Annotated in this window: 16 protein-coding genes and 3 pseudogenes; 8 read left to right on the forward strand and 11 right to left on the reverse strand. The window is 72.2% G+C overall.

What is annotated here, in order from left to right:
* Positions 1 to 67: 67 nt before the first annotated feature.
* The 6 genes from ACH4KB_RS09405 to ACH4KB_RS09430 are packed head-to-tail and all read right to left on the reverse strand — an operon-like array spanning position 68 to position 5,617.
* The gene (locus ACH4KB_RS09405) at positions 68 to 1,297 is read right to left on the reverse strand and encodes a cytochrome P450 (RefSeq protein ID WP_398065229.1); all 1,230 of its coding nucleotides are present in this window, start codon (positions 1,295 to 1,297) and stop codon (positions 68 to 70) included.
* The gene (locus ACH4KB_RS09410) at positions 1,294 to 2,556 is read right to left on the reverse strand and encodes a cytochrome P450 (RefSeq protein ID WP_398065231.1); all 1,263 of its coding nucleotides are present in this window, start codon (positions 2,554 to 2,556) and stop codon (positions 1,294 to 1,296) included. Before ACH4KB_RS09410 ends, ACH4KB_RS09405 begins: the two co-directional genes overlap by 4 nt.
* A complete protein-coding gene (locus ACH4KB_RS09415; protein WP_398065233.1) occupies positions 2,553 to 3,242 on the reverse strand; it encodes a GTP-binding protein in 690 nt (229 codons plus the stop codon). The genes ACH4KB_RS09410 and ACH4KB_RS09415 overlap by 4 nt, the downstream gene beginning before the upstream one ends.
* Complete coding sequence (locus ACH4KB_RS09420) at positions 3,223 to 3,594, reverse strand: DUF742 domain-containing protein (RefSeq protein WP_003967208.1); 372 nt, start codon at positions 3,592 to 3,594, stop codon at positions 3,223 to 3,225. Before ACH4KB_RS09420 ends, ACH4KB_RS09415 begins: the two co-directional genes overlap by 20 nt.
* Positions 3,591 to 4,010, reverse strand: a complete 420-nt coding sequence (locus ACH4KB_RS09425) for a roadblock/LC7 domain-containing protein (protein ID WP_398065235.1) — start codon at positions 4,008 to 4,010, stop codon at positions 3,591 to 3,593. The genes ACH4KB_RS09420 and ACH4KB_RS09425 overlap by 4 nt, the downstream gene beginning before the upstream one ends.
* Positions 4,007 to 5,617: an ATP-binding protein gene (locus ACH4KB_RS09430; protein ID WP_398065237.1), complete on the reverse strand. Its 1,611-nt coding sequence runs from the start codon at positions 5,615 to 5,617 to the stop codon at positions 4,007 to 4,009. Before ACH4KB_RS09430 ends, ACH4KB_RS09425 begins: the two co-directional genes overlap by 4 nt.
* Positions 5,618 to 6,024: 407 nt before the next feature.
* Between ACH4KB_RS09430 and ACH4KB_RS09435 the strand changes: the two genes are divergently transcribed.
* Positions 6,025 to 8,955, forward strand: coding sequence for an FAD-binding and (Fe-S)-binding domain-containing protein (locus ACH4KB_RS09435; RefSeq protein WP_398065239.1), 2,931 nt, complete (start codon positions 6,025 to 6,027; stop codon positions 8,953 to 8,955).
* A gap of 15 nt (positions 8,956 to 8,970) precedes the next feature.
* On the opposite strand, the gene ACH4KB_RS09440 is transcribed toward ACH4KB_RS09435, so the two are convergent.
* On the reverse strand, positions 8,971 to 9,861 hold the full coding sequence (locus ACH4KB_RS09440; RefSeq protein WP_398065241.1) for a LysR family transcriptional regulator: 891 nt from the start codon (positions 9,859 to 9,861) through the stop codon (positions 8,971 to 8,973).
* Positions 9,862 to 10,101: 240 nt separating this feature from the next.
* Between ACH4KB_RS09440 and ACH4KB_RS09445 the strand changes: the two genes are divergently transcribed.
* A complete protein-coding gene (locus ACH4KB_RS09445) occupies positions 10,102 to 11,073 on the forward strand; it encodes an EamA family transporter (protein ID WP_398065243.1) in 972 nt (323 codons plus the stop codon).
* A 33-nt stretch (positions 11,074 to 11,106) separates the two neighbouring features.
* Here ACH4KB_RS09445 and ACH4KB_RS09450 read toward each other — a convergent pair whose 3' ends face one another.
* The 3 genes from ACH4KB_RS09450 to ACH4KB_RS09460 all read right to left on the reverse strand — a co-directional run bounded on the left by ACH4KB_RS09450 (position 11,107) and on the right by ACH4KB_RS09460 (position 12,839).
* On the reverse strand, positions 11,107 to 11,541 hold the full coding sequence (locus ACH4KB_RS09450; RefSeq protein ID WP_069752499.1) for a PIN domain-containing protein: 435 nt from the start codon (positions 11,539 to 11,541) through the stop codon (positions 11,107 to 11,109).
* A complete protein-coding gene (locus tag ACH4KB_RS09455; protein ID WP_073800431.1) occupies positions 11,538 to 11,780 on the reverse strand; it encodes a CopG family transcriptional regulator in 243 nt (80 codons plus the stop codon). Before ACH4KB_RS09455 ends, ACH4KB_RS09450 begins: the two co-directional genes overlap by 4 nt.
* A gap of 108 nt (positions 11,781 to 11,888) precedes the next feature.
* Positions 11,889 to 12,839 (reverse strand): oxidoreductase, encoded by a 951-nt coding sequence (locus tag ACH4KB_RS09460; protein ID WP_398065246.1) that lies wholly within the window; start codon positions 12,837 to 12,839, stop codon positions 11,889 to 11,891.
* Positions 12,840 to 12,911: 72 nt separating this feature from the next.
* On the opposite strand from ACH4KB_RS09460, the gene ACH4KB_RS09465 reads away from it, so the two are divergent.
* Both ACH4KB_RS09465 and ACH4KB_RS09470 read left to right on the forward strand, forming a co-directional pair.
* Positions 12,912 to 13,535, forward strand: coding sequence for a TetR family transcriptional regulator (locus ACH4KB_RS09465; protein ID WP_398065248.1), 624 nt, complete (start codon positions 12,912 to 12,914; stop codon positions 13,533 to 13,535).
* Between the two features lie 89 nt (positions 13,536 to 13,624).
* Positions 13,625 to 13,951: a LysE family translocator gene (locus tag ACH4KB_RS09470; protein WP_398065622.1), complete on the forward strand. Its 327-nt coding sequence runs from the start codon at positions 13,625 to 13,627 to the stop codon at positions 13,949 to 13,951.
* Between the two features lie 86 nt (positions 13,952 to 14,037).
* Here ACH4KB_RS09470 and ACH4KB_RS09475 read toward each other — a convergent pair.
* Positions 14,038 to 14,562, reverse strand: a pseudogene (locus tag ACH4KB_RS09475) (transposase); the annotation flags it as partial.
* 35 nt (positions 14,563 to 14,597) lie between these two features.
* On the opposite strand from ACH4KB_RS09475, the gene ACH4KB_RS09480 reads away from it, so the two are divergent.
* From ACH4KB_RS09480 to ACH4KB_RS09495, 4 genes and pseudogenes are all read left to right on the forward strand, one after another.
* The gene (locus ACH4KB_RS09480) at positions 14,598 to 15,065 is read left to right on the forward strand and encodes a hypothetical protein (protein WP_398065250.1); all 468 of its coding nucleotides are present in this window, start codon (positions 14,598 to 14,600) and stop codon (positions 15,063 to 15,065) included.
* Positions 15,066 to 15,372: 307 nt separating this feature from the next.
* Positions 15,373 to 15,834 (forward strand): annotated as a pseudogene (locus ACH4KB_RS09485) (SMI1/KNR4 family protein); the annotation flags it as partial.
* A 714-nt stretch (positions 15,835 to 16,548) separates the two neighbouring features.
* Positions 16,549 to 16,734, forward strand: a pseudogene (locus ACH4KB_RS09490) (transposase family protein); the annotation flags it as partial.
* A 175-nt stretch (positions 16,735 to 16,909) separates the two neighbouring features.
* Positions 16,910 to 17,725, forward strand: coding sequence for a TIGR03084 family metal-binding protein (locus ACH4KB_RS09495; protein ID WP_398065251.1), 816 nt, complete (start codon positions 16,910 to 16,912; stop codon positions 17,723 to 17,725).
* Positions 17,726 to 17,782: the final 57 nt, after the last annotated feature.

The raw sequence follows: 17,782 nt of genomic DNA on the forward strand, positions 1-17,782 counted from the left end.
CCGTAACCGTGTCCGTCCGATGAGACGTGCGCTCCGACCCGTGGACCCCCGAGCGGAACGACGAGGATCAGTTGCCGTGGCCGAACGGGCAGCCCAGCTCCACCGGCAGTTCGTGCAGGTCGTTCTGGGTCACGATCGGCTTGTTGCGCAGCTCGGACGCCGGCACCGCCAGGTCCAGTTCCGGGAACCGCTCGTACAGGGCCGGGAGAGCGATGCCCGCCTCCAGGCGGGAGAGCGCCGCACCCGGGCAGATGTGCGGGCCGTGGCCGAAGGCGATGTGGCGGTTCGGGGTGCGGGTGGCGTCGAACTCGCCGGCCGTCGGGCCGTACTGCTCCTCGTCGCGGCCCAGCGCGCCGAACGAGACGATCAGCCCCTCACCCTTCGGCAGGACCTTGTCGCCGACCTCGATGTCCTCCGTCGCGAAGCGGATCAGCACGTGCGAGGTCGGGGTGTTCCAACGCAGCGTCTCCTCGATCACGCCGTCCCACCCGATCTCCCCGCTCAGCACCTTCTCGCGCTGCTCGGGGTGGGTGGCCAGCGCCTCCACGACGTTGACGATCAGGCTGATCGTGGTCTCGTGCCCGGCGGCGATGATCAGTTGCAGCGTGTTGACGATCTCCTCGTCGGAGAGGTGGTCGCCGTCCTCGGAGGCCGCGATGAGGGCGCTGGTCAGATCGTCGCCCGGGTTCGCCCGCTTGGAGTCGACGATCTTCGTGAAGAGGGACCCGAGGTCCGCCATCATCTGCGGGACCTCCTCCGGCGGCGTCTGCGTCGAGAAGAACTTCTCGAACAGCTCCTTCAGCCGGGGGTGGTCCGCCGCGTCTACGCCCATCAGCTCGCTGATGACGTTCATGGGGAGGGGATAGGCGAACTCGGCCTTCAGGTCGACCGGCGCTCCGGCCGGGAGGGCCGCCAGCCTCTCCAGGCTCGCGTTCGTCAGCGCCTCGATCCCGGCGCGCAGCCGCTCCACCCTCTTCACCGTGAGCGCCTGCGCCACCAGCGTACGGAGACGGCGGTGGTCCGCCCCGTCGACCGTCAGCATCGAGCGGCCCGGGTTGGCCAGGCCGATCAGCGGCCAGTCCATGGGTATCTCGCCGCGCTGCCAGGCGTTCCAGACGTTGATGTCCTTGACCAGGCGGCTGTCGGTGAGCAGCGCGCGGGCCTCCGCGTGGCGGGTGACCGCGTACACGTGTACACCGCCGGGCAGCTCCACCTCGGCCAGCGGGCCGGCGGCCCGCAGCGCGGCGCTCTCGCCGTCGAGGTCGGTGACGAACGGGTCGAGCGCGATGCGGGTCATGCGGGGCCTCCGAAGTTTCCGGGTCTTCCTACGGCGGGGGTGGGTGTGAAGAGCACCGGCAGGTCGGTCAGCCCGCGCAGCCACGGCGACGGGCGGCGGGTGAGCTGTTCGGCGGGGACGGCGAGGTCCACGTCGGGCAGCCGGTCGAGGAGGACCTCGATGCCGGTTCGGGCGATGACCTCGGCGGTCTCCTGGGCCGGGAACGGGCAGCGGTGCTCGCCGTGGCCGAAGGAGAGGAAGGCGTTGTTGCCGCCGGTCAGTGTCGAGCCGTCGGTCCGCACCTGCGGGTCGCCGTTGGCGGCGGCGAGGCCGAGGAGCAGCAGGTCGCCGGCGCGGATGTGGCGGCCGCCGAGGTGGGTGTCGCGGGCGGCCCAGCGGCCGGCCACGTTCTGGGTGGGGGTGTCCTCCCAGAGGACCTCGTTCATCGCCTCGGCGACGCTGTGCCGGCCGCCCGAGAGCGAGGCGGCGAACCGGTCGTCGGTGAGCATGAGGCGCAGCGAGTTGCCCATCCAGTCGGCGGTCGGCTGGTGGCCGGCCGCCATCATCACCATGAGGTCCTGGGCGATCTCCTCGTCGGTGAAGCCGCCGGGGTCGGCGAGCATCCGGGTGGCGACGTCGTCACCGGGCCCGGCGTGCTTGTCGGCCAGCAACTGGAACATCGAGGTGCCCAGGTACTGCTGTCCGGCGAACGCCCGCTCCCCGCCGTCGATCATGTCGTTGATCGAGTCGGCCAGCGGGTGGGCGATCTCGTCGGAGAACCCGTAGATCCTGGCCAGCACGAGGGCGGGCAGCAGCTTGGCGTACTCCGCGATGATGTCGACCGAGCCCTTGGTGCAGAACCGGTCGATCAGCTCGTCGGCGAACTCCTCCGCGTACCGCTTCAGGGAGAACGGGTCGACGCCCTCCAGCGCGTTGCTGATCATCATGGCGCGGACGCTGTGGCGCTCGCCGACCGTGTAGAGGATCGAGGGCTGTTTGCGCCCGATCATCGGCAGCAGCGGCCAGTCGTCGGGGATGCGGTCCCACTGGTTCCACAGGTCGGAGTCCCGGCTGAAGAGGACCGGGTCGCCGGTGACCTGGTGCAGTTCGCGGTAGCCGAGGACGAGCCAGGCAGGCACGTCGCCGTCGAGGACGACGGGGGCGATCGCCCCGTGGTCGCGCCGCATGTCCCGGTAGAGCTGGACGGGGTCGCTCTGGAAGCGGGGCCCGGACAGGGGGACGGAGGTGTGGGTGACGGGGCAGCCGGAGACAGTGGTCACGGGGTGGGCTCCGGGGTCGGGCCGGCCGCCGCCAGGGCCGCCTCGGGGGCGACCGCTTCGGCGGCCGTTCCGGGGGCGCGGAGGCGGGCGGCGGAGAGCGCGGCGAGGTGTTCGACGAGCGTGATGAGCACGTACTTGCTGGACGAGCGGTCGCGCGCGTCGCACTCCACCAGCGGCACGTCCTCGGAGAGGTCCAGGGCCTCCCGGATCTGCTGCTCGCTGTGGAGCGGCCCGCCGAAGTCGTTGCACGCCACGATGAACGGTGTGCCGTGGTGCTCCAGGCGGTCGATGGCGTACCAGGAGTCGGCGAGGCGCCGGGTGTCGACGAGGACGACCGCGCCGAGCGTGCCGGAGAACAGCCGGTCCCACAGGAACCAGAAGCGCTCCTGGCCGGGTGCGCCGAAGAGGTACAGCACGGAGCGTTCGTCGAGCGTGATCCGGCCGAAGTCGAACGCCACGGTGGTGGACGACTTGGCCTGGATGCCGTCGAGGTGGTCGACGGCCTCGCCCGCGCGGGTCATGGTCTCCTCCGTGTTGAGCGGACGGATCTCGCTCACGGATCGGACCATGGTGGTCTTGCCGACGCCGAAGCCGCCCACGACAACGATCTTGAGTCCGTTGTCGGCCGTCGCGCTCAGGGCGGAGCGGTCCGAGGCGGCGGGGCGGTCAGAGGTTGCGGAGTCCAACGAGCACCTGTTCCAGGATGTCGGGGTCGGGGAGCCGGTCCGCGACACGGGCTGTACGGGGGTGGCGGGCGCTGATCCGGCCGGTGTCGAGCAGGTCGCACAGCATGATGCGGACGATGCTGACCGGCAGGTTCAGGGTCGCGGCTATCTCGACGACGGCGGTGGGGCCCTGGCACATCCGCAGGATCGCGACGTGCTCGGACTGCATTCCGGGGGCCGGGTCGCACTCGGCGACGACGAGTGTCACCAGGTCGAACGCGGCGGAGTCGGAGCGGCTGCGGCCTCCGGTGAGGGTGTACAGCCGGTCCGGGTCCTCGTCGCGGCCCGGTCGGGGGCGGGGTGCCGTCGTCATACGGCCGGGGTATCGGCGGGTTCGCGCGGCGGCGCGACGAGGTGTTCGCCGAGCTGCTCGACGAGCTCGCTCATGTTGTGGCCGACGAGGCCCACGTCGGAGTCCTCGTCGGCGACGACGGCCAGGTGGGCCCCGGCTCCCGCCTCGACGATGAACAGCACGCCGCCGTAGAACTCGGCCATCGCGGACCGTACGCCGCCGGTGCCGTCGCCGAATTCGATGGACGCGCCGTGCGAGAGGCTCTGGATCCCGGCGGAGATCGCGGCCAGCTGGTCGGCCTGGTCGACTGAGAGCTCGGGGGTGCGGCACAGCTTGAGGCCGTCGCGGGACAGGACGAGGGCGTGGCGGGTACCGGGGGTGCGGTCGAGCAGCCCCTCCAGCAGCCAGTTGAGCTTCTCGTCGGTGGTCGCGGTCATCGGGTGTTGCCTTCCGGGTGCGTGGAGTTGGCCCGTACCGCCTTGCTGAAGGTGCTGAAGCGCGCGGCCTGGACCTTCGGGTCGGTGGTACGGGCCCGGGGGGTTTCGGCTCCGCCGGGGGTGGCGTTGCCGGTACGGGCCTCGGCGGCGGCCAGCGTGCGGCCGCGGCGGCGCTTGGGCAGACCGCTCTCGCCGAACGCGGGCACGGCGCCGGTGGACTCGGACTCCGAATCCACCGGAGAGCCCGGGGACTCCGAGGACTTCGGCTCCGCCGCCGGGGTCAGGGGCGTGGAGGCGGAGTCCTCGGTGAGGGGCCGGGCCGCGGGGGCGGCGCCGGCGGTGTCCGTTCCGGCGGCCGAGGCGTGCGAGGGCTCCGGCTCGGCGGGGGCGGTGAGGATGGCCGGGGCCGCCGGCGCCGCGACGGCCTGGGCCGGGGCTGCGACAGCCTGGGCCGGGATTGCCGGGACCGTCGGCGTCGGTGCGGTCGAGCGGGAGATGAGGTCCTGGGGGAGCATCATCAGCGCGCCGGTGCCGCCCCGGGCGGACGGCCGGAAGGAGACGGTCAGTCCGTGCTTGCGGGCCAGCCGCCCGACGACGGCGAGCCCGAGGCGGGTGCCGGAGAGGTTGGTGAGGTCCTGGTTCTCCGCCGAGACCGCCTTCTCGGCGCGGCGCAGCTGCACCTCGCTCATGACGAGCCCGCTGTCCTCGACGGTGATGACGATGCCCGCCGGGACCTCCTCCACGTACACGTGGACCTCGGCGGTGGGCGGCGAGAAGTTGGCAGCGTTGTCGAGGAGTTCGGCGAGCGCGTGCATGACGCCCTCGGCCGCGTGACCGGCGATGGCGACATCGCTGGTGGAGTGGAGGCGGACCCGCTGGTAGCTGCCGATCCGGCCCATCGCGCCGCGCAGGATCGACTCCATGACGATCGGCTTCGCCCAGCGCCGGCCGGAGCGGGCCCCGGTCAGCACGGCGATGGAGTCGGCGAGGCGGCCCGCCTGGGCGGTGCGGTGGTCCAGGTGGAGCAGGTCCCCGAGGACGGACTCGTCGGAGTGCCGGTGCTCCATCTCGCGGAGGTCGGCCAGCATGCTGGTGGCCAGGGCCTGCATCCGCCCCGCCGCGTTGGCGCAGGCGGCGACGGCCGCGGAACGCTCGGTCTCGGCGCGGGTGGCACGGGCGGTCAGCCGGTCGACGGAGACGGCCAGCCGGCTCTGCTCGGCGGCGGCCGCCGCGGCGATCCGCTCGTTCTCGGCGCGGGCGTCGGCGACGACCCGGGCGGTCTCGGCGGAGGCGGCGCCCTTGATCCGGGCGGTCTCCGCGGTGAAGCGCTGGGCCTCGACGGCGGAGGCGGACACCAGGCGCGAGGTCTCGGCGGTGAACCGCTGGGAGTCGGCGGCCCGCAGGGCGCGCAGGGTCCGCGCGGTCCCCAGGGTGTGGACGGTGACGGCCACGCAGACGCTCAGCAGCACGGCGGCCGCGCCCGCGCCCCAGGCCAGCGGGGTCCGTACCGCGTCGGGGGCCACGGCGACGCCCCACAGGGTCAGCGTGCCGGTTGCGGCTGCCGAGATCAGCAGGGCGAGTGCGGTGGGCCGGTGTGAGGGGCGCAATCGGAGTCCTCGGTGGCGGACGGTGCGGGACGGTGTGAGGCGGTGCGGGTGGAGCGAGGCGGTGCGGTGGGGTGTCAGGTGGAGCGAGGTGGTGCGAGGTGGTGCCAGTGGTGCGGTGGGGTGTCAGGTGGTTCAAGTGGTGCGAACCGAGTGAAATCGACCAGTCGAATTCAGGACAGTTCAGCACGGTTGTAGGCGATCCAGCACAACTGGAGCTGCCAATTCCTGCGCAAGTCTTGGTCACTATAGGAGACTTGACGGTCTGTTTGGGAAGATCTTGTGGGCTTTTTTGTACCGCTTACGTGCTTTGATCCTGTCGCATCCCAAGAGTTCACCTGACGCGACGGCATGCTGAGACCATGGCCGAACAGCATCGACCGCATACCGACATGCCCCCGGATACCGACATGTCCCCGGCTTTCGTCGCGGCGCTCCGCTCCGCCGTACGCGGCACGAGCGACTTCGGGGCCGCCGCACGGGCGCTGACGACGATGGACGCCTCCAACTACCGCCGGGTGCCGCTCGGCGTGCTCGCCCCGCGCGACGCCGACGACATCGCCGCCGCCCTGGCCGTCTGCCGGGACCACGGGGTGCCGGTGGTGGCGCGCGGCGGCGGCACCTCCATCGCCGGACAGGCCACCGGCACGGGACTCGTCCTCGACCTCACCCGCCATCTGCGCGCGATCCTCGACCTGGACCCCGCCGCCCGTACCGCCGTCGTCCAGCCCGGCGTGATCCTGGACGACCTGCGGGCCGCCGCCGCACCCCACGGCCTGACCTTCGGCCCCGACCCCTCCACCCACAGCCGCTGCACCCTCGGCGGGATGATCGGCAACAACTCCTGCGGCGCCCACTCGGTGGCCTGGGGCACGACGGCGGACAACGTGCGGAAGCTGTCGGTCGTCCGGTACGGGGGCGAGACCCTGCACCTGGAACAGGGGGGCGGCGAGGGGCCCGAGGGCGTCGGCGCACTCGTCGCCGCCCACCTCGCCCTCCTGCGCACCGGCTACCCCGACCTCCCGCGCCGCATCTCCGGGTACGCGCTCGACGCCCTGCTCCCCGAACACCCCGGCGGCCCCGACCCGGTGCGGGCTTTCTGCGGCAGCGAGGGCACCCTCGGCGTCGTCACCGAGGCCACCGTCCGCCTGGTCGAGGCCCCGCGCGCCCGCGCCCTGGCGGTCCTCGGGTACGCCGACGAGTCCGCCGCCGCCGACGCCGCCCCGGGCCTCCTTCCGTACCGCCCGCTCACCGTCGAGGGCATGGCCGCCGACCTCGTCACCCGCTCCGCCGGGCTGCCGCGCGGGGCCGCCTGGCTGTTCGTCGAGACCGGCGGCGACACCCCGGCCGAGGCGAGGGCGCACGCCGAACGCGTCCTGCGGGCCGCCGACGCGGTGGACGGGGCGGTCGTCACGGACCCGGCCGGGCAGCGGGCCCTGTGGCGGATCCGCGAGGACGCCGCCGGAACCGCGACCCGGATGCCCGACGAGGGGGGCACCTCCCGCGGGAGCGCAGCCGGACGTGGGGGAGAGGCCTGGCCCGGGTGGGAGGACTGCGCGGTGCCGCCCGCCCGGCTCGGCGCGTACCTCCGCGACTTCCGGGCCCTCCTCGCCGAACACGGGCTGCGCGGCACCCCGTACGGCCACTTCGGCGACGGCTGCGTCCACGTCCGCATCGACTTCGACCTGATCAGCGCGGCCGGGGTGGCCCGCTTCCGCCGGTTCTCCGAGGAGACGGCCGAACTCGTCGTCGCGCACGGCGGCTCCCTCAGCGGCGAGCACGGCGACGGCCAGGCCCGCGCGGAACTGCTGCCCAAGATGTACGGGGACGAACTCGTCGCCCTCTTCGGCCGGTACAAGGACCTGTGGGACCCGGACGGCGGCCTGAACCCGGGAATGCTGGTCCGCCCGGACCGCCTCGACGAGAACCTCCGCTTCGCGGTCCTGCCGAAACGCCCGGTGGACGTGGAGTTCGGCTATCCGCAGGACGGCGGGGACTTCGCGGGCGCGGTCCGCCGCTGCGTCGGCGTCGCCAAATGCCGTACGAAGGAGGCGAGCGGCGCGGGCGTCATGTGCCCGTCCTTCCGGGCGACCGGCGAGGAGGCCCACTCGACCCGGGGCCGGGCCCGGCTGCTCCACGAGATGCTCGCGGGCGAGGTCATCACGGACGGCTGGCGCAGCGTGGAGGTCCGGGACGCGCTCGACCTGTGCCTCTCCTGCAAGGGCTGCCGCAGCGACTGCCCCGTGGGCGTCGACATGGCCACGTACAAGGCGGAGTTCCTGCACCACCACTACCGGGGCCGGCTCCGCCCCGCCGCCCACTACGCCATGGGCCGCCTCCCGCGCTGGCTGCGCCTGGCCGCGCCCTTCGCCCGGCCGCTGAACGCGCTGGCCCGGCTGCGCCCCCTCGCCGCGCTCGCGAAGCGGCTGGCCGGGATCGCGCCCGAGCGCACGATCCCGGTGCTGGCGACGGAGACGTACAGCCGGTGGCTGCGCCGCCGCCGGGGAAAGGGGCCCCGGCCCCTCTCCTCGGACCGGGTGGCGGCGCTCTCCTCGGACCGGGTGGTGGCGCTCTCCTCGGACCGGGTGGTGGCGCTCTGGGCGGACACCTTCACCGAGCACCTCTCCCCCCAGGTGGGCCGGGCGGCGGTCCGGGTCCTGGAGGAGGCGACCGGGCGTACGGTGCTGCCGCCCCCACGCGGGCTGTGCTGCGGCCTCACCTACGTGTCGACGGGCCAGCTCGACGCGGCCCGCCGCGTGATGCGCCGCACCCTGGACCGGCTCCGCCTCCCGCCGGGCCACCCGCTCGTCGTCCTCGAACCGAGCTGCGCCGCGACGCTCCGCACCGACCTGCCCGAACTCCTCCCCGACGACCCGCGCGCCGCCGAACTGGCCGCCGCCGTACGGACGTTCGCCCAGTACCTGGAGGAGTACGCCCCCGACTGGACCCCGCCCCGCCTGGACCGCCCGGCCGTCGGCCAGACGCACTGCCACCAGCACGCGGTCCTCGGCGACGCGGCGGAACGCGGGCTGCGCGAACGGCTGGGCCTCACCGGCGAACTCAGCGGCGGCTGCTGCGGGCTCGCCGGCAACTTCGGCTTCGAGAAGGGCCACTGGGGGGTGTCCGTCGCCTGCGCGGAGGAGCGGCTGCTCCCCGCCGTGCGGAACGCGGAGCCCGGCACGGAACTCCTCGCGGACGGCTTCTCCTGCCGTACGCAGCTCGACCAGCTGGCCGGGCGGCGGGCCCGGCACCTCGCCGAGGTCGTCGCGGAGGCCATGGAGGAGGCGATGGAGGAGGCCGGGGAGGCGGCCGTCGAGGAGGGGCCGGGGGGCGACGTGTAGGGCCCGGTCAGGCGCTCAGCGCGGCGCGCCCCGGGCGACGATCTCGCGGGCCAGCGCGGCCAGCTCCGGCAGGGCGGGGTGGCCGGGGGCGTCGCGGCGGGCGAGGAGGACCGGGACGCCCGGGGCGTCGTCGAGCGGGACGTAGACGACGCCCGAGTGCGGGTGCAGGGTCGCGGTCGACGCGGTGGACACCCCGCTGCCGCGGCCGGCGGCGATCGCGGTGAGCCAGTCGTCGGTGTTCCCGACGGTGACGGTGGTGGCCGGCCGGGCGTGTGGCGGCCACAGCCCGGCGGTGGTGGTGCCGGAGACGGTGTTCAGGACGACGGGGCCCTCCGCGAGATCGGCGAGGGCGAGCGAGGCCCGTCCCGCGAGCGGCCCGTCCGCGGTCACCGCCGCCACCCGGACCTCGGTGAACAGCACCTCGGCGACGAGCCCCGGCGCGTTCACGGGCCCCCGCAGCAACGCCGCGTCGACCTCGCCCCGGGTCAGGCCGGCGGTACGGTCGTCGATCCGGAGCAGCTCCAGCGGGGTCCCCGGGTGGCGCTCCTGCCAGGCCCGCAGCAGCGGCGTGGTGTACGGCCCGAAGGCGGACCAGGCGTGGCCGAGCCGCAGCGGCCAGGTGCGCAGCCGGCCGGGGTCGAGGGCCTCGTCGAAGGCGGCGACCGCGGCGGCGGCCTTGTCACGGAAGGCGACGCCGTCGGGGGTCAGGGCGAGGTGGTGGGTGGAACGGTCGACGAGCCGGACCCCCAGGTGCCGCTCCAGCGCCGCGAGGGTGCGGGACACGGCGGGCTGGGTCAGCCGGAGGCGGGCGGCGGCGCGCGTGATGTTCAACTCTTCGGCGACCGCGAGGAAGGCCCGCAGGTGCCGGAGTTCCACGGGACGGCCGGTGGGACGCGCATCGTTCATGCGTGGGGAGCATAACGGGAGCCTGATCGGCATTTCACGGAACGCGCGGGGGTCCTTACGGTGAAGAGACGCCGCCGACGGGACGGTACGTCCTGAAGCCGACGGGACGGTACGTCCGGCCGTCGGCCGGGCAGTACGTCCTGACGTCCTGCCGTCGGCTGGACGGTACGCCTTGTCGTACTTCTCAGTCCATTACAGTGGACTGACGTGTCTCGTCCCCGTTCCCTCGGAAGGTCCCCCGTGAACGACCAGCGCAGCGCCGCCGAACCGGCCGCCGCAGCCGTCGCCGTACCCGAAGCGGTGCCGGCACTCGAAGGGGACGCGGGCACGGGAGCGCCCGCCGGGCGGACCGGGGCGGACCGCAGGGCGGCGCTGACGCCGATCGTGCTGGTGGTCGCCGGCGGCCTCTCCGTCCAGTTCGGCTCGGCCGTCGCGGCGCTCCTGATGCCGAAGGCGGGCGCGCTGGGCGTCGTCACCCTGCGGCTGGCCGCCGCCGCGCTGATCCTGCTCGTGATCTGCCGCCCGAAGCTGCGCGGCCACTCGCGTGCCGACTGGGGCACGGTGCTCGCCTTCGGCGTCGCCATGGGCGGCATGAACACGCTCTTCTACCAGGCGCTGGACCGGATCCCGCTCGGCATCGCCGTCACCCTGGAGGTGCTCGGCCCGCTTGCCCTCTCGGTGTTCGCCTCGCGCCGCCTGATCAACCTCGTGTGGGCGGGCCTCGCCCTCGTCGGCGTCGTCCTGCTGGGCGGCGGAGGCTTCGACCGCCTCGACCCGGTCGGCGCGGCGTACGCCCTGGGGGCCGGGGCGATGTGGGCGGCGTACATCGTGTTCAGCGCCCGCACCGGCCGCCGTTTCCCGCAGGCGGACGGGCTGGCGCTGGCGATGGTGGTCGCCGCGGTCCTGTCGCTGCCCCTGGGCATCATCGAGTCCGGCGCGAAGCTCACGGTCCCGTCCACCCTGGCGCTCGGCGCGGCGGTGGCCCTCCTCAGCTCGGTCCTCCCGTACACCCTGGAGCTGATGGCGCTGCGCCGGCTGCCCGCGTCCACGTTCGCCGTGATGATGAGCCTGGAGCCGGCCATCGCCGCCGGCGCGGGCTTCCTGATCCTGGACCAGGCCCTCTCCACCACGGACGCCCTCGCCATCGCCCTGGTCATCGGGGCCAGCGTCGGCGCGGTGCGCAGCCGGACGGGCCCGCGCCGCGAGGGGTGAGCCGCGACGGGGCGACGCGTCCGGGCCCGCCCCTCAGTCGTCGGCGGGCAGGATCCGGAAGGCGTCCAGTCCGGGAGTCAGCGGGGACATCGCCCGGAAGTCGCGCTGGTCCAAGGTGAAGATGCGGTCCGTCCGGTAGCGGTCGGCGAGGACCACTCCGACCGCGTCGGCCAGGTCGAGCCGCAGACCTTCGTACTTCTGCCGAACTTCCTGGGCGGTACGCAGGTCCGCGAGCTTGAGTTCGGCGAGGCGGTACTGCCCGTCGCCCATACGGGAATTCAATGCCTCCATCACCTGCATGGCCGCCGGGAATCCCAGGTCGCGATGGACCAGGTGGTCCAGCTCGGTGACGACCAGGGGGGAGATGGCCAGCCGCTCGTTCTCCAGGATCCTGGCCGCCTTCGCGTGCTCCGTCTGCGCGGCGTCGAAAGCGGCGTAGAGGGCCGAGGTGTCGGCGACGATGATCAACGCCGTGCGTTCCGCTCTTTGATGTGCTCGTACACCGAGTCGTCCATCTCGTCGGGCGTGAGGGAGCGTCCGCTGTCGAAGACAGGCAGCTGCCGCGTGCGCTTCGGCCGCTCCGCGCTGTCCAGCAGCAGGGCGATGCTCCGCCGGATGAGCTCGGCCTTGCTGACGCCGGTCGCGGAGGACTCGGCATCGAGTCGCACTTCCAGTTCCTCCGGAAGGTACACGGTCGTCTTTATCATGCCGCCGATTTTACCACCCTGCCCTACGTAGGGCAGGGTGGTGCGGCGAGGGCCCGGGCTGCCTGGGGAGCCCCGGTCCACCGTCGCTCGGCCCCGTCATCCGCCCCGTCACTCGGCCGCCGGAAACGGGAAGCGGACCTCGGTCAGCCGCTCCGACACCTCCCACAGGCGCCGCCCGGTCGAGGCGTCGACGGCCGCCGGGGCGAGGGCCACCCGCGTCGGTCCGCCGCGCAGCTCCCCGGGGCCGTCCGGGCCGATGAATTCGCCGCCCCGCGCGTCAGGGGCGGTCGCCGCGTACAGCTGCGGAAGGGCGCCCGCGCCGGGGTGCTGGGCGAGGGGCAGCAGAACGCGGCCGAACAGCAGCTTCACCAGCCCGGTCGGCCCGCTCGTCTGCAGGTTGGTGGCGGTGTAGCCCGGGTGTGCCAGCAAACTCAGGACCGGGCTGCCGGACGCGGTCAGCCGCCGGTGCAGCTCGTGCCCGAAGACGGCGTTGGCGAGCTTCGACCGGTCGTAGAAGGCCATCGGCCCGTAGTCGCGTTCGCCGTTCAGGTCGTCGAAGTGCAACCGCGCCTTCCGGTGGTTGACCGAGGTCACCGTGACGACGCGCGGGTCCCGACCCCCGGCCAGCAGGTCGAGCAGCAGCCCGGTGAGCGCGAAGTGCCCGAGGTGGTTGCAGGCGAACTGCAACTCGTGCCCCTGCGCACTGACCGTGCGGGGCGGCGCCATCACCCCGGCGTTGTTGACGAGCGTGTCGACCCGCGCGTGGTCGGTGTGCAGGGCGTCGGAGAACGCCCGTACGGAGTCGAGGTCGGCCAGGTCCAGGCGGCGCACCTCCAGCGAGGTCCCCGGCCGGTCGGCGGTGATGGCGGCGGCGGCCCGGCGCCCCTTCTCCTCGTCGCGCACGGCGAGGATCACGTGCCCGCCCCGGCGGGCGAGGGCACGGGCGGTTGCCAGGCCTAGGCCGCTGTTGGCCCCGGTGACCACGGACACCCGGCCGGTCTGGTCGGGGATCCGCTCGGCGGTCCAGCGCGGCTTCTTCTGCTTCCCGTCCTGTCTCATGCGGCATACGTTGTCGTGCATGACACTCGGTGTCAAGAAGATACCGAGTGCCAAGAATGACATGGCGTTACGATGGTGGGCGTGAGTACCCGCCCCGCAGTGACCATGGCCCAGCGCAAACGTCAGCTCGTCTCGGACGAACTGACCGAATCAGCGCTCCAGTTGATGGCCCGGGAAGGGTTCGAAGCGGTCACGGTCGACGCGATCGCCGCCGCCGCCGGCGTGTCCAAGCGGACGTTCTTCCGGTACTTCGCGTCCAAGGAGGACGTGGTGGTCCAGTTCCTGGCCGACATGGGGGCAGGCATGCGCGCCGAACTGGCCGACCGCCCCGAGGCCGAACCCTCCTCCGTGGCCCTGCGCCACGCCGTCTGGGTCGCGATGGCGGCCTGCGCCGACGGCGTCGAGCACTCCGGCCGGGCCCTCCGGGTCGTCCAGCTGATCCTGCGCACGCCCGCCCTGCGCGCCCGCTTCCTGGAGCACCAGGCCCAGTGGCGCGACGACCTCGCCGTGGAGACGGCCCGCCGCCTCGGGCTCGACCCGGAGACGGACCTCTCCCCGCGCCTCGCCGCCGGGGCCGCGCTCGCGGCGTTCGACACCGTGCTGCGGCGCTGGAGCGACAGCGACGGGGTCGAGGACCCCGCCGCACTCACCGACCGGGCCTTCGCCTTCCTCGCCCCGGCGCTGGACAGCCCTTAGCGAGTGCCGTGGCCGGAAGGTTTCTCCGGGCCGGCGAGCTCTGCCCTTTCCTGTCAATCCACCCTCAGATAACGTCCGTCCTTGTGCCCGTGAACGCCCCGGGCAGGACGTCGTGGGCTCGATCGATACGGCAGGGCCTTCTTGTCGGTGTCGCCAACCCGAAGAGCATCGTGTCGCTGATGGCCGTGCTGCCCCAGTTCGTTGACCACTCGCGCGGAAGCCTCGTTCTCCAGATGCTGATCCTCGGACTCGCTGGAGGCGTGGTCCAAGCACTTATTGAAACCATCTGGGTCTGTGCCGCTGGGGCCATGCGGACCTGGATTCTGGGGAAAGCCCGACGCATCCGGGTCCTGAAGGCGAGCGGCGGAGTCGCCATGATCACGTTTGGCAGCAAGCTCGCAATCGAAAGCCCATAGAAACATCCGCTGTCATGGTCCCGCTGGCCAGCCTGTACGTCACGGCGTCCCTGCCGCGATGGTTTTTCGCAGGGTCCAGTAGTTCGTACTGGGCGCCCGCCCCGATGAATGCCCTTCTCGCTGCGGATGCGGGCGCGCTCGCGACGCTGGGCGGCCAGCACGTCGGGATGGCGGGCGTGCGCGTTCCGCCAGCGCAGATAGGCATGCAAGGCCCGTGTCTGCGCCGTGCGGTTGCCATGGCGGGAGTTGGCGACGGTGAACTGGCGCAGTGGTCCGAAGTGGGCTTCGATCGGGTTCGCCCAGGATGCGCAGGCCGGGGTGAAGCACAGCTTGACCTTGCTTCTCTTCGCCCAGCGGCGGATATCGGCGCCTTTGTGGGCGGACAGATTGTCCAGGATGACGTAGATCGGGGCGCCGTCCGGGCGGGCAGTCCGGATTGGCTTCAACGCGGCCAAAGTGCTCGCGGCGCCCTTCTTGCGGCGGTTTGCGCCCCAGAGGGTGTCGTTGCCGATGCAATAGCAGCCGTGGAAGTAGCGGACCCCGTGGGTGCGATGGTAGGTCGCGGGGTGTCTCTCGGGCTGGCCTTGCTCGGCCCAGCACGACCCGGCGGACTCCATCTTCCGGCACAACTGACAGGGCCCGCCGCATGCTGGTGACAGACACCTCGGACGACCTCTACATCGGTCTCGTGTTCCTGCTGACGCCGCTGGGCATCGGTCTGACGCTCTGGATGACCGTCCGCGGTCTGCGGCTGCTGCTCGGGAGACGCGGCGGGCGCGACGCCCGCACCCTCGTCCAGGGCGCCGCAGCCGTCGCGTGGGCCTGTGCGTTCGGCTTCTACACCTGGGGGCTGCTGCATTTCGTGACCCTGGACGAGAGCCGCCAGGCCCAGGCCTGTGAAGAGCGGCTGGGAGCCGAGCGGGCACGGTCCGTCGACGGATACGAATACGGTTTCCTCCCTGTGGAGTTCAGGTGCCGCCTCACCGGCGGGCAGACGTACGACGCCGTCGTGCCCGGATATATGAATCCCGCGGCGGGGCTGTTCGGCGTGACCGCCGCCGCACTGACCTTCACCGCTCGCCCGAAGAACGGGCTCGAGGAGACGAAGAAGTGACCGTGAACATATCCCGCCGGACCGCGCTGACGCGTGCGGCGCTCGTGGTGGCCGATGGTTTTGCGTAGTTCCGTCCTTCTGAGGTGATCAGTGAGCTTCTTCGAGTTGGCCACCGATCGAGATGGTGACTGAGCACTTCACTTGGCGAGCGAGCCCTCGAGTGGGTAGCTGCAGCGTCCGGTGCCAGCAGCTGGGTGAGCCGGGACCAGGGGCCACTCGGATTCGTCGGCCAGAATGCCAACACGGAGGGCAAGGTCGATGAGCGGCGATCAAGCTGTTGTCAGTAGCCGGCTCTAGGGTCGGCCCTATGACAGCAGACCTGGTCCATGCCTCATGGACTCGTATCGACGCGTGGTTGCGCGAGCACGCGCCCCGCACTTTCGCCACGCTTGGGCCGCCCGCCAGGGACGAGGAGATCGCGGCGGCGCAAGAGGAACTGGGGGTTACCTTTCCTCCGGACCTGGTCGCTTCACTCCTCCGACACAACGGGGCGCTGGAGGGACCTGAGGCTTTCCAGTTCAGCACGGGCGACCGGCTGCTCGGAGTGAGCGGGATCCTCGGGGCTACCGGGTTCCTGCGCGGCATCGACCAAGGCATCGAGGGTGAGGTCGAGGGCTACTGGCTTCGCAGCTACGTGAAGTTCGGTTCCTATGACGTGACGTCGGACGGTCTCCTGGTGGATTGCCGTACCGGGCGGGATTCCTTCGGTGCGATCGGGCGGTTCTTCGACGAGACCGGCACCAGCTTCGGACAGGCCGACTCGCTGGGTGGGTATCTAGCTGACTTGGCCGACCTGCTTGAGCGCGGCAAGGATGGTGGTGTCGTCACGTTCAACGGCCGGCTGTTCTGGGAGGGGCCTCTGGCTCCCAGGCCGCAGTGCAATGCCGACGATCCCCTTCCCACGCCGGATGAGCAGCTGCCGGAGCTGGACCTGTCCTACAGTCCCACCGAACTCTTCCACGCGAGCTACCTGAACGGGTATGAGGAACTCGGAGCGCTGATCGCGATCCTGCCGCGTGAGCAGGTGGTGGAGGCCGCGCGGAAGCAGTTGCGCAGACTGGCGGTCGAATCGGGTCTCAACAAGTGCCCGGAGGTCAAGTCAGCCTTGGACGCGCGGGAGTGCGGTATGGCTCCACCGCGGGCGGACCGGACCGGGCCGCTCGCTTTGCGACTCCGCGCGGTGCTCGCGAAGGCCGACACCGACCGAGACAACATTCGCAGGTGGGCCGCGGAGCAGATAGCCCTCGGGATCTGGGGGTCCCCCTACAGGTCCGTGTGCGAGAGCGCCGGAATCCGCAGTCATTTCACTGTCGACTGGCGTACGGATCTACATGCGGACCTGGGCAATCCTCCGCTGCCGCCGATACCTGACGAACGCTTCTGGGGAGCTCTGCGCAACCCCGCCATCGACTCGAGTTGGTATGCAGCTCAGTACCCCCCAAGATCTGGGCTGACCCCGGGGTTTCGGTTCCGCGTGAGCGCCGCCTACCAGGGCGACGGCCCGTGGCTGACCACCGGCATCAAGCGCAGGCCCCTGCAGGAACGCACGCCCATGGAAAAGTCCCGCAATCAGGCACGGGCCGCAGCGCGAGCGCCCGTCGAACGCGGGGTCGCAAGGCTGAAGTCCTGGCGCATCTTCCGCAGGTCCCGATGCAGCCCCAACCGCATGCGATGGCCTGGTGGATGCCGAGTGGGCCACCCGCTACGGGCGCCCAGCCCGACTCCGACCACACCCGCACCCCGCACCCCTGCACCCCGGCCAGAAAATCATGCAAGCGTGCTTGATTGTTTCCTGGTGCGCTGCCATGCTCCTGGGCACCACACCCGGTCCCGAGGGGGCGCACGTGTCCGCTGCCGTAGCCGTGATCGACGATCTGCGCGAGGAGAGCGACGAACTCGACGCCCTGGTGGCGGTGTTGGACGCACCCGGCTGGCGCGCGCCCACCCCGGCCGAGCGATGGACCGTGGCCCACCAGATCGCCCACCTCAGCTGGACCGACGAGGTCGCGCTGCTGGCCGCCACCGAGCCGGACCGGTTCGGGGACGAGGTGGCCAAGGCCCTCGCCGCGCCCGAGACCTTCGTCGACGAGGCGGCCGAAGCCCTGGTCGCAGCCCACGACCCGGACGCCCTGCTCACGCGGTGGCGGGCGGGGCGGCAGCGGCTCGACAAGGTCCTGCGGGACGCCCCGGCCGGCTCCCGGATCCCCTGGTACGGGCCGCCGATGAGCGTCGCGTCCATGGCGACCGCCCGGCTCATGGAGACCTGGGCGCACGGCCAGGACATCGCCGACGCCCTCGGGGTGACCCGGACCCCCACCACCCGGCTCCGGCACGTGGCGCGGATCGGCGTCCGGGCCCGGAACTACGCCTACGGGGCACGCGGGATCGCCGCGCCCGAGGAGGAGTTCCGCGTCGAACTCCACGCCCCGGACGGCGAGATGATCACCTACGGGCCGGAGGAGGCCGTCCAGCGGATCACCGGCCCCCTCCTCGACTTCTGCCTCCTGGTCACCCAGCGCGCCCACCGGTCCGACCTCGCCGTCACCGCCGAGGGGCGCGAAGCCGACCAGTGGCTCTCCATCGCCCAGGCCTTCGCGGGCCCTCCCGGACCCGGCCGCCCGCCCCGCGCGGAGCGGGACGGCCAGGGTGGCCACCGGTGAACGGCGCTCCCCACGGCGGGCCAGGGCGACCACCGGCGGACGGCGCTCCCCGCGGCG

This window comes from Streptomyces sp. NPDC017520, assembly GCF_044329855.1.
In the GTDB taxonomy this organism is placed as follows: Bacteria; Actinomycetota; Actinomycetes; order Streptomycetales; family Streptomycetaceae; genus Streptomyces.